Source organism: Streptomyces thermoalcalitolerans (genome assembly GCF_039525155.1).
GTDB classification, from domain to species: Bacteria; Actinomycetota; Actinomycetes; order Streptomycetales; family Streptomycetaceae; genus Streptomyces; species Streptomyces thermovulgaris.
In genome coordinates, this window is record NZ_BAAAHG010000026.1 from 49,945 (window position 1) to 64,673 (window position 14,729).

The window sequence follows — 14,729 nt, forward strand, 5'->3', positions numbered from 1 at the left end:
GTCAAAGACGCTAACGCCTGCCACTGACAGCGCGTCCTGACGCACGTCCGGCCTGTGGACAGCCGAGGGGCCGACCGCTTCGACACCGGACCGGATCCCCTGCGCCGAGCCCTGCCGGAACCTCCATAAGAATGGATGTTCGATTTTTATGTCAAGCGAGCCACGCCCCGAGCGGCCGATCCCTATTGTCCCGTTATTACCCCGTTCATTGCCCCGTTCATTGCCCCGTTCGCTCTTCGGTGGCCCCCTCCCCGGCTTCCCCTTTCCCGGTTGCCCCCTCCCCGGTTGCCGCCGCCGTGACCCCCGAGGCGTCCGCCTCGGTCCGCGCCGCCCGCCGCCGCCCCGCCCACAGCCGCCGTGCGCGCGTGAGGAGCTCCCACGCGCGCATGAGAAGTCCCCATGCGCGCGTGAAGAGCCCCCGTGCCGGGACACGCCTGCGGTGGCCGTGGACACGGGGGTCGTCCGTGACGTCGTACCGCTTCACATAGGCCCCCAGGAAGGCCTGCAGGGTGGCGACGGCGGGGATGGCGATCAGCGCGCCGACCGCGCCGAGCAGCGCGGTCCCGGCGACGACCGACCCGAAGGCGACCGCGGGATGGATGTCGACGGTCTTCGCGGTCAGCTTGGGCTGCAGCACGTAGTTCTCGAACTGCTGGTAGACCACGACGAAGACCAGCACCCACACCGCGTACCACGGATCGACCGTGAAAGCGATCAGCATCGGCAGAGCGCCCGCGAGGTAGGTGCCGATGGTGGGGAGGAACTGCGAGACCAGCCCCACCCAGACGGCGAGCGCGGGCGCGTACGGCACGTCCAGGAACTCCAGCAGGACGTAGTGGGCGATGCCCGAGACGAGCGCCATCAGGCCGCGCGAGTACAGATAGCCGCCGGTCTTGTCGACGGCGATCTCCCATGCGCGCAGCACCTCGGACTGGCGGGCGGGCGGCAGCACGGAGCAGACGGTGCGGCGCAGCCGCGGCCCGTCGGCGGCGAAGTAGAACGAGAACAGGGTGATCGTCAGCAGCCGGAAGAGCCCGCCCAGCACCTGGGCGGACACGTCGAGCACCCCCGCGGCGCTGTTCTGCGCGTAGCTGCGCAGCCACTCGGAGTGGAGCAGCTCCTCCTGCACGTCCACCCGTCTGAGCTCGGTGTGGAACGTGGTGTTGACCCAGTTGATGACGGAGTCGAGGTACCCCGGGAAGCCCTCGATCATCGTGATGATCTGACCGGCGAGCATCGAGCCGAGCAGCGTCACGAAGCCGGCCGACACGACCACCAGGGTGAGGAAGACCAGGAAGGTCGCGAGGCCCCGGCGCATGCCGAGCGCCGCCATGCGGCTCACCGCGGGTTCTATGGCCAGGGCCAGGAAGAACGCGATGAGGACGTCGAGCAGCAGGCCGGTCAGCTGGTGGAAGGCCCAGCTGCCGAGCTGGAAGGCCGCGACGAGGCCGAGCGCGAGCACCATGGCGCGCGGCAGCCAGCGGGGCATGCGGGCGCCCGGCCCGATGGTGTCCCGGGCCGGGGACTGCGGGGACCGGGGAGGCGGCGGTGTGCCGAGCGAAGGTGCCTGCCGGGCCGTCCGCCCGGACTCGTCAGTGGGTGCCACGGTGCAAGTTTCACCCATGCCGTCGACGGCCCGGCACCGGCCCGCGATCTTCGCGCCCCGTCAGCGCCTCTCCTGCGGAACGTCCATGACCTGGCAGACCACACGCCACACGTCCTTGGCGTCCCAGCCCGCCGCCAGCGCCTCGTGCACCGTCCGTCCGCCGAGCTCCGACATCACGTGGTCGCGCGCGAAGGTGTCGGCGTATCCCGCGCCGAAGTGCTCCGCCATCCGCTCCCAGAAGACCGTCAACCGCATGCCCCCAGTATTCCGCCCCGGGACACCCCGGAATGAGGCGGCGGGCACGGCACCCGCCGCCCGCCGTCACCCGGTCAGGGCCCGCACCCCGGCCGTCACCACCACGGCCGCCGCGACGACGACCAGGAAGGGGGCCCGCAGCACCAGCGCCACGGCGGCGGCCGCGAGCCCGGCGGCCCGTGCGTCCAGCACGAGCGCCTGCCCGTCGGCGAATGTCTGCTGGGCGGTGAGCGCGGCCAGCAGGGCGACGGGCAGCAGCGCGGAGAGCCGCTTCACCAGCGGCCGCTCCAGAACCCCCGCCGGAACGAGCAGCCCGGCCAGCTTGACGGCGTAGCAGCCGACGGCGGTCACGGCCACCGCGATCCAGATGTTCAACGGTCTCCCTCCCGTTCCTCGTCACGGGTGCCGCCCGCGCGGCGGCCCTTCAGGTACAGCACGGCCGGCGCGGCGAGCGCGGCGGCCAGGACCGGCACCCCGGCCGGCAGCACGGGCAGCAGACCGAGGCCCAGCAGTACGGCCCCGGCGGCGACCGCCCGCTCGGTGGAGGTCTTCAGCATGGGCGCCAGCAGCGCCAGGAACACGGCGGGTCCGGCCGCGTCCAGGCCCCATGCCTCGGTGTCGCCGAGCGCCTCGGCGCCCAGCGCGCCGAGCAGCGTGGTGAGGTTCCACAGCACGTACAGGGTGAGTCCGGTGACGGTGAAGCCGATCCGGGCGCTGCGCCGCGTGGGCTGGGCCAGCGTGACCGCGGTGGTCTCGTCGATGACCCACTGGGCGGCCAGGGGCCGTACCGCGCGCGGGAGGGCCAGCAGCTGCGACAGACGCAGCCCGTAGAAGGCGTTGCGCACACCCAGGAAGAAGGCGCCCGCGGCCGCCGTGAACGGGTTGCTTCCGGCCGCCAGCGCCCCCACCAGGGCGAACTGGGAGGCACCGGTGAACACCAGCAGGCTGAGCGCACAGCTGTGCAGGACTGTGAGCCCGCTGCCCGCCGCGGTCACCCCGAAGGCGAACCCGGAGAGTCCGACGGCGACCCCGACTCCGAGGGCGTCCCGTACGACGGCGGCGTCGGGCTTTCCTCCGCCGTCGGCGTGTATGTCCGTGTCTGCGAGAGCTGTCTGTCGTACCACGCCGCCGAGGGTAGGAAGAGCCTGGAGCGTGCGTCTTGTACGTTCTTGCGCTCGCGCTGGTAGGCCCCCGGGGGCACGCCGACGATCCGGGAGAAGTGCCGGCTCAGGTGCGACTGGTCGGTGAAGCCCACGGCGACGGCGGCCTGGGCGGGCGGGGTGCCCGCGTCCAGCAGGCGTCTGGCCCTGCGCACCCGGGCGTCGGTCAGCCAGGCGTGCGGCGGCATCCCGTAGGCGTCACGGAAGGCCCGCAGCAGCGCGAACGGGCTGCTGCCCAGGTCGGCCGCCAGCTTCTGCAGGCTCGGCGGATCGGCCATCCGCTCCTCCAGGACGGCACGCGCGCGTGCCGCGGTCCGTGCTCCCGCGGTCCGCACCTCCCGCCGCGGCAGCGCACCGCCGTTGAGCCGGAGCAGCCGGGTCACGACGACCCGCAGCAGGGTGTCGGCCGCCAGCGCGTTCCCCTCGTCCGCGGCCCGCAGCACCTGGTGCACCAGAGCGACGGCGTACGGGTCGTCGAGCACCGGGCTGACGAATCCCGGTGTCCCGCGGATGTGCGTGGTCTCCGCCGCGATCTCGGCGACCAGGCCGGGCGCCGGATACACGGCGCCGTACCGCCAGCCCTCGGGCACCCCCGCCCGCCCGGTGTGCGGCGTGTCGGGATTGACCAGCGCGAGCGCCCCGGCTCCGGCGTACTGGTCGCTCCCCCGGTGGTGGAACACCTCCATGCCCTCGGTGATGGCGGCGATCACGAAGTGCTCGTGCGTGTGGCGCACGAACTCCTTGCGGATGTAGCGGGCCCGCAGCAGATCGACACCGGGCAGTTCCTCGTACTGCCAGTACCGCGCCCGCTCCTCGGCCGTTCCCGCCATGCGTCGATTCTCCGCCGTCGCCGCGGCGGTGCGAGCGCGGGGCCGCCACCGGGCCGCGGGCCGTCACAAGATCGCGGCACGCCCGGGCCGAAGGGCGCTGTCAGTGACCGGGTGCACGATGGACGCATGGTCGACGACGCTCACCGGGCTCTCGAAGGCTTCTCCCCCGCGACCCGCGCCTGGTTCACGGGGGCCTTCTCCGCGCCCACCGCGGCCCAGGCGGGTGCCTGGCAGGCCATCGACAGGGGCTCGGACGTGCTGGTGGTCGCCCCGACCGGCTCCGGCAAGACCCTGGCCGCCTTCCTCTCCGCCCTGGACCGGCTGGCCTCCGCCCCGCCGCCCGCCGACCCGAGGAAGCGCTGCCGGGTGCTGTACGTCTCCCCGCTCAAGGCCCTGGCCGTCGACGTGGAGCGGAATCTGCGCAGCCCCCTCACCGGCATCCGCCAGGAGTCCGTCCGGCTGGGACTGCCCGAGCCGGAGGTGCGGGTCGGCATCCGCTCCGGCGACACCCCGGCCGCCGAGCGCCGCACCCTGGCCACCCGCCCGCCGGACATCCTGATCACCACACCCGAGTCGCTGTTCCTGATGCTGACGTCGTCCGCGCGCGAGGCGCTGACCGGTGTGGAGACGGTGATCCTGGACGAGGTGCACGCGGTCGCCGGCACCAAGCGCGGCGCCCACCTGGCGCTGTCCCTGGAGCGCCTGGACGCGCGGCTGCCCCGGCCGGCCCGCCGTATCGGGCTGTCCGCGACCGTCCGCCCGGTCGACGAGGTCGCCCGCTTTCTGTCGCCGCGCCGCAAGGTGGAGATCGTCCAGCCGGAGTCCGTCAAGGAGTTCGACCTGTCGGTGGTCGTCCCGGTCGAGGACCTGGGCGAGCTGGGAGGCTCCCCGGTCGCCGACGGCGGCGACGGGGCGGAGCGGCCGTCGATCTGGCCGCATGTCGAGGAGCGGATCGCCGACCTGGTCCAGGCCCACCGTTCGACGATCGTGTTCGCCAACTCCCGGCGGCTCGCCGAGCGCCTGTGCAACCGGCTCAACGAGATCGCCTACGAGCGGGCGACCGGCCGGCCCCTGGACGAGCACCACTCCCCGGCCGAGCTGATGGGCGGCTCGGGCGCCGCGCACGGCGCGCCCCCGGTCATCGCGCGCGCCCACCACGGCTCGGTCTCCAAGGAGCAGCGCGCCCTGGTCGAGGAGGACCTCAAGGCGGGCCGGCTCCCGGCGGTGGTCGCCACCTCCAGCCTGGAGCTGGGCATCGACATGGGCGCCGTGGACCTCGTCGTCCAGGTGGAGTCCCCGCCGTCCGTGGCCTCCGGGCTGCAGCGCGTCGGCCGCGCGGGCCACCAGGTCGGCGCGGTCTCCACCGGCGTGATCTTCCCGAAGTACCGCGGCGACCTGGTCCAGGCCGCGGTGGTCACCGAGCGGATGCGCGCGGGCGCCATCGAGTCCCTGAAGGTGCCCGCCAACCCGCTGGACGTGCTCGCCCAGCAGCTGGTGGCGATGGCGGCGATGGACTCCTGGCAGGTCGACGACCTGCTCGCCCTGGTCCGCCGGGCGGCGCCGTTCGCCTCGCTGCCGGAGTCGGCGTTCACGGCCGTCCTCGACATGCTCGCCGGGCGCTATCCGTCCGACGCGTTCGCGGAGCTGCGCCCGCGCGTGGTGTGGGACCGCGTGACGGGCACGGTCACCGGCCGCCCCGGCGCGCAGCGCCTCGCCGTGACCTCCGGGGGCACGATCCCCGACCGCGGCCTGTTCGGGGTGTTCCTCGCCGGTTCCGACCCCAAGAAGGGCGGCGGCCGGGTCGGCGAGCTGGACGAGGAGATGGTCTACGAGTCCCGGGTCGGCGACGTCTTCACGCTCGGCACGAGCTCCTGGCGCATCGAGGACATCACGCGCGACCGGGTCCTGGTCTCCCCCGCGCCGGGCGTACCGGGCCGGCTGCCGTTCTGGAAGGGCGACCAGCTGGGCCGCCCGCTGGAGCTGGGCCGCGCGGTGGGCGCGTTCCTGCGCGAGATCGGTTCCCTGCCCAGGAAGGACGCCCGGCGCAGGCTCCTGACGGCCGGCCTCGACGCGTGGGCCGCGGACAACGTCCTGTCGTACCTGGACGAACAGCGCGAGGCCTGCGGTCATGTTCCCGACGACCGGACGATCGTCGTGGAACGCTTCCGCGACGAGCTGGGCGACTGGCGGGTCGTGGTGCACTCCCCCTTCGGCGCCCAGGTGCACGCCCCGTGGGCGCTGGCGCTCGGCGCCCGCCTGTCCGAGCGGTACGGCATGGACGCACAGGTCATGCACGCCGACGACGGCATCGTGCTGCGTCTGCCGGACGCCGATCTGATGGGGCTCGACCTGCTCGGCCAGGAGCCGGTGACGGCCGGTCCGGAGTACGACGCCGAGCAGGCCCCCGTCGGCGCGGCGGACGTCGTCTTCGACAAGGACGAGGTCGAGCGGATCGTCACCGACCAGGTCGGCGGCTCGGCCCTGTTCGCGTCCCGCTTCCGCGAGTGCGCCGCCCGTGCGCTGCTGCTGCCGCGCCGCAGTCCGGGCAAGCGCACCCCGCTGTGGCAGCAGCGCCAGCGCGCCGCCCAACTGCTCCAGGTGGCCAGTGAATTCGGCTCGTTCCCGATCGTGCTGGAGGCGATTCGCGAATGCCTGCAGGACGTCTTCGACGTCCCGGGCCTGGTCGAGCTGATGGGCGACATCGAGTCCCGCAGGGTGCGCCTGGTCGAGGTCACCACGCCCGAGCCGTCCCCCTTCGCCCGCTCACTGCTCTTCGGGTACGTCGCCCAGTTCCTGTACGAGGGGGACTCGCCGCTCGCCGAGCGCCGTGCCGCCGCGCTGTCGCTGGACTCACGGCTGCTGGCCGAGCTGCTGGGCCAGGCGGAGCTGCGCGAACTGCTCGACGCCGAGGTGCTGGCCGAACTGGAGCGGGAGCTGCAGTGGCTGACCGAGGACCGGCGCGTCAAGGACGTCGAGGGCGTCGCCGACGCCCTGCGGCTGCTCGGTCCGCTCACCGACGCCGAACTGGCCGAGCGCGGCGCCGAACCGGGCTGGGCGCAGGAACTGGCCCGGGCCCGCCGGGCCATCCGGGTCCGGATCGCCGGGACCGACCACTGGGCCGCGGTCGAGGACGCGGGCAGGCTGCGCGACGCGCTCGGCACCGCCCTGCCGGTGGGCGTCCCGGAGGCGTTCACCGAGCCGGTGGAGGACCCCCTGGGCGACCTCCTCGCGCGCTACGCCCGCACCCACGGCCCGTTCACCTCGGCGACAGCCGCCGCCCGCTTCGGCCTGGGCGTGGCGGTCACCGAGGGCGCACTGCGGCGGCTCGCGGCGAGCGGCCGTGTCGTCCAGGGCGAGTTCCACCCGGCGGGCATCGGACAGGAGTGGTGCGACGCGACCGTGCTGCGCAGGCTGCGCCGCCGTTCGCTGGCCGCGCTGCGGCACGAGCTGGAGCCGGTGCCGCCGGCCGCGCTGGCCCGGTTCCTGCCCCAGTGGCAGCACATCGGCACGGGGCACGGGCTGCGCGGCATCGACGGACTGGTGCGTGCCATCGAGCAGTTGCAGGGCGCGCCCGTGCCCGCCTCCGCACTGGAGAAGCTGGTCCTGCCGTCCCGCGTGACGGACTACACGCCCTCGATGCTCGACGAACTCACCGCCACCGGCGAGGTGGTGTGGGCGGGCGCGGGCGCACTGCCCGGAAAGGACGGCTGGGTCTCGCTGTACCTGGCGGACACGGCCCCGCTGCTTCTGCCGCCGCCGCACCCCCTGGAGCCGACCGCCCTGCACCGGTCCGTCCTGGACGCCCTCTCCGGCGGCTACGGCCTGTTCTTCCGCCAGATCGCCGACCGCGTCCGCGCGACCACCCACCCCGAGGTCACGGATCCCCAACTCGCCGAGGCCCTGTGGGACCTGGCCTGGTCCGGGCGGCTCACCAACGACACGCTCGCGCCGATGCGTTCGCTGCTCGGCTCGGGCCGCACCGCCGGCTCCACGGCCCACCGGGCCAGGCGCGCGGTCCCGCGCGGGCGTTACGGTTCCCTGACGGCCGCCGCCCGGCCCGCCTCCCGCAACGGTCCGCCGACCGTCGCCGGCCGCTGGTCGCTGCTGCCCGCCCGCGACCCCGATCCCACCGTGCGCGCCCACGCACTGGCCCGCACCCTCCTCGACCGGCACGGCGTGGTCACCCGGGGAGCGGTGGCGGCGGAGGGCGTCGAGGGCGGGTTCTCGGCGGTGTACCGGGTCCTGTCCGCCTTCGAGGACAGCGGCCAGGCCCGGCGGGGCTATGTGGTGGAGGGCCTGGGCGCCGCCCAGTTCGCGATGGACGGCGCGGTCGACCGCCTGCGCGCGGTGGCAGGCGCCCGTGAGCGGGGCGAGGGCCCGACCGGGGCGGACTCCCACGGCGGCGGTCCCGGTTCGCCCGACGGCTTCCCCTCCGCGGGGGACTCCGGCACCGGGTTCCCCGCCGCCGGTACGGGCCGGCCGGCGTCCGGGCGGCCCGTACCGGGCGAGTACGTCTCGCCCCGGGATCTCGCCCCACCGGGTCCCGGCGGCCCACGGGGCGGCGGGCAGCCCTTCCCGTACGGCTCCGGGTCCGGCTTCGCCGACCGCCGCGGCCGTACCGCCTGCGCCGGCTCCCGGGCGGTCGTCCTCGCCGCCGCCGACCCCGCGAACGCCTACGGCGCCGCGCTGCCCTGGCCCGAACCCCCGGCCGGAGCGGGGCACAAACCGGGCCGCAAGGCCGGTTCCCTGGTGGTGCTCGTGGACGGCGAGCTGACGCTCTACATGGAGCGCGGCGGCAAGACCCTGCTGGCCTGGTCCGCCGGCCCGGACGGCGTCGGCGGCGACCCGCGCCTGCGGACGGCCGCCGAGGCGCTCGCCGCGGTCGCCCGCGCGGGCTCGCTGGGCACGGTCACCGTGGAGCGCATCAACGGCGCCTCGGCGCTGGCCTCCCCCACCGGCGCCCTCCTGGAGGAAGCGGGCTTCGTCGCCACCCCGCGCGGTCTGCGCCTGCGTGCCTGAGCCGGCGGACGCGGACCGCGCACCCGCCCGCCCGCACGTGCCACCCTTGACCCATGCCCGAAGGCGACACGGTCTGGCAGGCCGCGAGACGGTTGCACGGCGCCCTCGCGGGCAAGGTGCTGACCCTCAGCGACTTCCGGGTGCCGAAGTACGCCACGGTCGACCTCACCGGCCGGACCGTCCTGGACACGGTCTCGCGCGGCAAGCACCTGCTCACCCGCTTCGAGGGCGGTCTGACCCTGCACTCGCACCTGCGGATGGAGGGCGCCTGGAAGGTGTACGGCACCGGTGAGCGCTGGAGGGGCGGCCCCGCCCACCAGATCCGCGCCGTGCTCGGCACCGCCGACCGTACGGCCGTCGGCTACCGTCTGCAGGTCCTGGAGCTGCTGCGCACCACCGAGGAGGAGCAGGTCGTCGCCCACCTCGGCCCGGACCTTCTCGGCCCCGGCTGGGACCCCGACCGGGCGCTGGCCAACCTCCTCGCCGACCCGGGCCGCCCCCTGGGCGAGGCCCTGCTCGACCAGCGCAATCTCGCCGGCATCGGCAACGTCTACAAGAGCGAGCTCTGCTTCCTGCTCGGTGTCACCCCATGGCTGCCCGTCGGTGCCCTGCCCGCCGACCGGGCCGCGAAGCTGCCCGTGCTGGCCAAGAGGCTCCTGGAGGCCAACCGCGACCGCGTGGTCCGCCGGACCACGGGCCTGCGCGGCCAGAACCTGTTCGTCTACGGCCGCGCACCGCGTCCCTGCCTGCGCTGCGGCACCTCCGTCCGGGTGGCCGACCAGGGCGACCGCTCCCGGGAGCGCCCCACCTACTGGTGCCCCGCCTGCCAGTCCGGCCCGGCACCGGTGCCGGACTTCCCGCGGGGGCGGCGGACACACCGTGATCGTTAGCCGGCCGCCGACCCACCGGACTCCCGGTCCGAACGGAGCGGCGACGGCACCGCGCCGTCCGGCCTCTTCCCCGCCCTCTTTCCCCCGCTCCTCCCCGGTCTTCTCTCCGGTCTTCTCTCCGGCCGCTCCTTCTGCGCGCAGTGCACCGGCAGCACGCTCAGCCCCCATCCCCCGGCCGCGACCGTCCCCTCCAGCACCCCCGTCTCGCCCGACAGCAGCAGCCGCAGCACCGCCCACCACCACACCGCGCCGAGCCCCACAACCGCCCCCCAGCGCACTATCGGCCCCGTCATCACTCCCCTCACCTCCTCCGGCCTTCCGCGGTGCCGCCGTATCACCACCTGGGCCTCCACGATGGCGGCACCGGCCGGCACCGGCAAACGGGGCGGTGGAAGCCGCCGTGCCTCCGCCGTGCCTCCCGGACACGGTGAAGGCCCCGACCGCACCTCTCCGGGGCTTCCCGGAGAAGGCCCGGCCGGGGCCTCACCACGGCTGTGTCAGGTCATACACGTGTGTGACAGATCACGCGGCGACCACGTCCACCGCCTCGGTGGCGGGCGCCTTGATGGTCACCCGCTCCGGAGGCACGCCGGCCACCGACACGGAGCCCAGCATCGGGCGAACCGGCGTGGGAACGGGGTCGGGGGCCGCGGCGGACTGGGCCAGTTCGGCGAGAGCGAGCTCGTCGCTCACTTCCCGCATGAGCTCGGACATCCGTACGTCCAGCGCGTCGCAGATGGCGGACAGCAGCTCGGAGGAAGCCTCCTTCTGCCCCCGCTCCACCTCGGAGAGATAGCCGAGCGAGACTCGAGCGGACGAGGAGACTTCGCGCAGAGTACGGCCCTGGCGCTGGCGCTGCCGACGCAGCACGTCACCCAGCAGGCGACGGAGCAGGATCATCGGTGGCTCCCTCCTCGGACCGCATGGCCGCATCCTTCTCGCCCCACCGTACCGCCTCGTGCCGCGGCCGTGCGGGGAGCGATGTCGTGTTCACTCAGGGCTGCAAACATCAAAACCCCCCGTTCCGTTCCGTATCCTGTGCCCGCTCATTTCCAGTCTGTTCGCCCGCGATCTGCTCCAGGAGCAGTGCGAGCACGCTCCGTACACTCTCTCTACGAATTTCCGTCCGGCCGCCGTTCAACCGCAGCGCGGTCGTTTTCCCGCCAGGGGCGGCGCCGGTCTCCGTCTTGAGAGGCCCGTCCACGGCCACGAAGACCGTCCCGACGGGCTGTCCGTCCTGGGGGTCGGGGCCAGCGACACCGGTGGTCGCGACGCCCCAGTCGGCCCCCAGGGCCTTTCGCACGCCGGCCGCCATCTGAGCGGCGACCTGCGGATCCACCGCTCCCCGCTCGGCCAGCAGAGCGGCGTCGACCCCCAGCAGGCGGTGCTTGAGCTCGGTGGCGTAGGCGGTGACCGAGCCACGGAACACCTTGGACGCCCCGGGCACCGAGGTGATCTCCGCGGCGACCAGGCCACCGGTCAGCGACTCGGCGACGGCGACCGTCTCGCCCCTCACCGTGAGTAGCCTCACTACCTCGGCGGCCGGTGAACTCACGTCTCCGACTCCTCCAACGCCTCACGGCGCCCGGCGATTCCCCGCCTGCGCAGCACAATGGCCTGCCTCACATAGTCGAGACCGGTCACCACGGTCAGCACGACGGCCACGGCCATCACCCAGAATCGCAGAGTGGCCAGCCAGCCCGTCAGCACCAGCACATACATGCCGACGGCCACGCCCTGCGTGAGGGTCTTGAGCTTGCCACCGCGGCTCGCCGGGATGACGCCGTAGCGGATGACCAGGAAACGCAGCAGCGTGACCCCGAGTTCCCGGCCGAGGATCACTCCGGTCACCCACCAGGGCAGCTCACCGAGCCCGGAGAGACAGATCAGCGCCGCCCCCATGATCGCCTTGTCCGCTATGGGGTCGGCGATCTTCCCGAAGTCGGTGACGAGGTTGTACCTGCGCGCCAGATGACCGTCGAACAGGTCGGTGATCATGGCGATGGCGAAGGCCGCCCAGGCCAGCGACCGCCACGCCGGATCGTACCCGCCGCCGGCCAGCATCAGGACCACGAAGCAGGGGACCAGGAGCAGCCGGAGCATGGTCAGGAGGTTGGCGATGTTCCACAGGCTGGCCTGGTCGACGGCGGCGGCCGCGATCTTCCCGCCGCGCGGCGGCCGGTCACCGCCCTGCCCCGCCACGGACCGGTCCGCCCCGCCGGAACCGGTCAGATCACCGGGACCGACGGGCCCGGAAGAGGCACGGAAGGCACGGGAAGCACGAGAGACACGGGGGGCGCCCGCGACCCTGTCCGCGCCGGTTCGGCGCGGGACCGCCCCTGCGGCCGTTCCGTGCGCGCCGGAGGAGCCGCCTGCCGCGGATGCCGGGATTCCGGTCATCTGCCTGCCTCCTCACCCCATACGGACGTGCCCGTCAGTGGCTCGGCCACCAGGTCGACGCCCTCGGTCCCGACCACCTTCGCCTCGACCATACGGCCGACGGCCACGTCCTCGCCGCCCGTGAGACCCGTGAGCAGCACCTGGCCGTCCGTCTCCGGTGCCTGGTGCGCCGCCCGGCCGTACACGCCCTCCTCGTCGTCCACGGACTCGACGAGCACGTGCACGGTCTCGCCGACGCGCTCCTCGGCGCGCTGGGAGACGAGCTCCTCGGCCAGCCGGGAGATGTGGGCCAGGCGCTCGGCCACGACGTCCTCGTCGAGCTTGTTCTCGTACGTCGCCGCCTCCGTACCCTCCTCGTCGGAGTAGCCGAAGACCCCGATGGCGTCCAGCCGCGCGTGGTTCAGGAACCGCTCGAGCTCGGCCAGGTCGGCCTCGGACTCGCCGGGGAAGCCGACGATGAAGTTGGAACGCACGCCGGCCTGGGGCGCCTTGCCGCGGATGGTGTCCAGCAGTTCCAGGAAGCGGTCCGTGTCGCCGAAGCGGCGCATGGCGCGCAGCACGCCGGGCGCGGAGTGCTGGAAGGACAGGTCGAAGTAGGGGGCGACCTTGGGGGTGGAGGTCAGCACGTCGATGAGCCCGGGGCGCATCTCGGCGGGCTGCAGATAGCTCACCCGCACCCGCTCGATGCCGTCGACCTCGGCGAGCTCGGGCAGCAGGGACTCCAGCAGGCGGATGTCGCCCAGGTCCTTGCCGTAGGAGGTGTTGTTCTCGGAGACCAGCATGATCTCCTTGACGCCCTGCTCGGCCAGCCAGCGCGTCTCGTTCAGCACATCGCCGGGGCGGCGGGAGATGAAGGAGCCGCGGAAGGAGGGGATGGCGCAGAAGGAGCAGCGCCGGTCGCAGCCGGAGGCGAGCTTGACCGAGGCGACCGGGGAGCCGTCCAGGCGGCGGCGCAGCGGTGGGCGCGGGCCCGACGCCGGAGCGAGGCCCTCCGGGAGGTCGGCGGGGCCATGTCCCGGAATGACCACGTCCGCACCGGCGTTCTGCCGCTCGACCGGGCTGATCGGCAGCAGCTTGCGGCGGTCGCGCGGGGTGTGCGGGACGTGGACGCCGCCGTTCAGGATGGTCTGCAGGCGCTCGGAGATGTTCACGTAGTCGTCGAAGCCGAGCACGCCGTCGGCCTCCGGGAGGGCCTCGGCGAGTTCCTTGCCGTACCTCTCGGCCATGCAGCCGACCGCGACCACCGCCTGTGTCCTGCCGTGCCCCTTGAGGTCGCTGGCCTCCAGGAGGGCGTCGACGGAGTCCTTCTTGGCGGCCTCCACGAAACCACAGGTGTTGACCACGGCGACGTCCGCGTCCGCGGCGTTCTCCACGAGTTGCCAGCCGTCCGCCTCCAGGCGGCCCGCGAGCTCCTCCGAGTCCACCTCGTTACGGGCGCAGCCGAGGGTGACGAGTGCGACGGTACGGCGTTCAGGCATGGGCTCAAGCCTACTTTGTCTTGCTGACGGCCCATGTCGAAGGGGTTGGCCGGTTGTGGGCCAACCCCTTGTCGATGTGCCTGTTCGGCACCCTGGTCACGTGTCCGCCGACGCCCTGTTCCCGCGGATCGCGGTTCACGCGGATGCGCGGGTCACGTCGTGCGTGTGCTTCTCCGCCTATCCGGCCTGCGGGTCGCCCTTGGTGTAGGTGAGGCGTTCCACCGCGCCCGGCTGGAACTGGTCCTCGATCTTCTTGCCGTTGACGTAGAGCTGGACCGCGCCGGCGTCACCGAGTATCAGGTTGATCTTGGTGCTGTCCTGGAAGGTCTTGGTCTCACCCTTGTTCAGCAGCCCGTCGAAGAGCATCCGGCCGTTGTGGTCCTTGGCGGAGATCCAGCTGCGGCCGTTGGTGGCGCTGACCCGCACGGTGACCTTGTCCTGCGGGGCGGCCGCGATGGCGCTGTCGGACGGTTCCGGCTTCGGGTCGGCGGGCTTGCTGCTCTTCGGTTCGGGCGGGTCCGTCCTGTCGGCGGTGGGCGCGGGGTTCTCGGTCACCTGTTCCTTGGCGGTGGTGCTGCCGCTGTCGCCCTTGAAGGCCGTGAAACCGACGAAGCCGATCACGACGACGATCGCGGCCACCATCGCCGCGGTCCAGTTGGGCCCGCGGCGCTCCGGGCGGATGCGTTCCGCCTCGAACAGGGGAGCGGCCGGTGTGGGGGCGGGACGGCCGCCGCTCATGGTCTCGTACTGCGCGAGCAGCGGGGCCGGATCGAGGCCCACGGCCTTCGCCAGGGTCCGGATGTGCCCGCGGGCGTAGACATCACCGCCGCAGGGGGTGAAGTCGTCGGCCTCGATGGCGCGCACGATGGCCGCGCGGACCCGGGTGGCGTTGCTGATGTCTTCGACGGTCTTTCCGGCGGCGATCCGCGCCTGCTGCAGGGCACGGCCGACGGAGGGGCGGGCTTCCTCGGATACGTCTTCGAACGGACGCTCGTCTTCAGGGGAGTTGCCGATGGACACGGGGGCGCCTTTCGAGCGTGTAGCCGCCTGTGCTGGAGGTTCAGTCTAGGGTGGTGCCAAAGGGTGGAGCG

General features: G+C 73.2%; 13 protein-coding genes. 2 read left to right on the top strand and 11 right to left on the bottom strand.

The window, feature by feature from the left end:
• Window positions 1–217: 217 nt before the first annotated feature.
• The 5 genes from ABD224_RS16560 to ABD224_RS16580 all read right to left on the bottom strand — a co-directional run bounded on the left by ABD224_RS16560 (window position 218) and on the right by ABD224_RS16580 (window position 3,851).
• The gene (locus ABD224_RS16560) at window positions 218–1,606 is read right to left on the bottom strand and encodes an AI-2E family transporter (RefSeq protein WP_344050414.1); all 1,389 of its coding nucleotides are present in this window, start codon (window positions 1,604–1,606) and stop codon (window positions 218–220) included.
• A gap of 60 nt (window positions 1,607–1,666) precedes the next feature.
• On the bottom strand, window positions 1,667–1,861 hold the full coding sequence (locus ABD224_RS16565; protein WP_344050416.1) for a DUF3046 domain-containing protein: 195 nt from the start codon (window positions 1,859–1,861) through the stop codon (window positions 1,667–1,669).
• Window positions 1,862–1,927: 66 nt separating this feature from the next.
• Window positions 1,928–2,236 carry an AzlD domain-containing protein gene (locus ABD224_RS16570; RefSeq protein ID WP_344050418.1) on the bottom strand — a complete coding sequence of 103 codons (309 nt, stop codon included), beginning with the start codon at window positions 2,234–2,236 and terminating at the stop codon, window positions 1,928–1,930.
• Window positions 2,233–2,952 (bottom strand): AzlC family ABC transporter permease, encoded by a 720-nt coding sequence (locus ABD224_RS16575; RefSeq protein WP_344050452.1) that lies wholly within the window; start codon window positions 2,950–2,952, stop codon window positions 2,233–2,235. The genes ABD224_RS16570 and ABD224_RS16575 overlap by 4 nt, the downstream gene beginning before the upstream one ends.
• Window positions 2,853–3,851: an AraC family transcriptional regulator gene (locus ABD224_RS16580; protein ID WP_344050420.1), complete on the bottom strand. Its 999-nt coding sequence runs from the start codon at window positions 3,849–3,851 to the stop codon at window positions 2,853–2,855. Before ABD224_RS16580 ends, ABD224_RS16575 begins: the two co-directional genes overlap by 100 nt.
• Window positions 3,852–3,977: 126 nt before the next feature.
• Here ABD224_RS16580 and ABD224_RS16585 point away from each other — a divergent pair, with 126 nt between their 5' ends.
• Window positions 3,978–8,870 (top strand): ATP-dependent helicase, encoded by a 4,893-nt coding sequence (locus ABD224_RS16585; RefSeq protein WP_344050422.1) that lies wholly within the window; start codon window positions 3,978–3,980, stop codon window positions 8,868–8,870.
• 53 nt (window positions 8,871–8,923) lie between these two features.
• The gene (locus ABD224_RS16590) at window positions 8,924–9,760 is read left to right on the top strand and encodes an Fpg/Nei family DNA glycosylase (protein ID WP_344050424.1); all 837 of its coding nucleotides are present in this window, start codon (window positions 8,924–8,926) and stop codon (window positions 9,758–9,760) included.
• Here the strand turns inward: ABD224_RS16590 and ABD224_RS16595 are convergent.
• From ABD224_RS16595 to ABD224_RS16620, 6 genes are all read right to left on the bottom strand, one after another.
• The gene (locus tag ABD224_RS16595; protein WP_344050426.1) at window positions 9,757–10,053 is read right to left on the bottom strand and encodes a hypothetical protein; all 297 of its coding nucleotides are present in this window, start codon (window positions 10,051–10,053) and stop codon (window positions 9,757–9,759) included. The genes ABD224_RS16590 and ABD224_RS16595 overlap by 4 nt on opposite strands.
• Before the next feature lie 229 nt (window positions 10,054–10,282).
• Complete coding sequence (locus ABD224_RS16600) at window positions 10,283–10,660, bottom strand: helix-turn-helix domain-containing protein (protein ID WP_344050428.1); 378 nt, start codon at window positions 10,658–10,660, stop codon at window positions 10,283–10,285.
• A 109-nt stretch (window positions 10,661–10,769) separates the two neighbouring features.
• Entirely contained in the window at window positions 10,770–11,315 is a 546-nt protein-coding gene (locus tag ABD224_RS16605) for a CinA family protein (RefSeq protein ID WP_344050430.1), read from the bottom strand.
• Window positions 11,312–12,160, bottom strand: a complete 849-nt coding sequence (gene pgsA / locus ABD224_RS16610) for a CDP-diacylglycerol--glycerol-3-phosphate 3-phosphatidyltransferase (protein ID WP_344050432.1) — start codon at window positions 12,158–12,160, stop codon at window positions 11,312–11,314. The genes ABD224_RS16605 and pgsA overlap by 4 nt, the downstream gene beginning before the upstream one ends.
• The gene (gene rimO, locus ABD224_RS16615) at window positions 12,157–13,638 is read right to left on the bottom strand and encodes a 30S ribosomal protein S12 methylthiotransferase RimO (RefSeq protein WP_344050434.1); all 1,482 of its coding nucleotides are present in this window, start codon (window positions 13,636–13,638) and stop codon (window positions 12,157–12,159) included. The genes pgsA and rimO overlap by 4 nt, the downstream gene beginning before the upstream one ends.
• 177 nt (window positions 13,639–13,815) lie before the next feature.
• Window positions 13,816–14,658, bottom strand: a complete 843-nt coding sequence (locus tag ABD224_RS16620; RefSeq protein ID WP_344050436.1) for a helix-turn-helix domain-containing protein — start codon at window positions 14,656–14,658, stop codon at window positions 13,816–13,818.
• Window positions 14,659–14,729 lie beyond the last annotated feature (71 nt).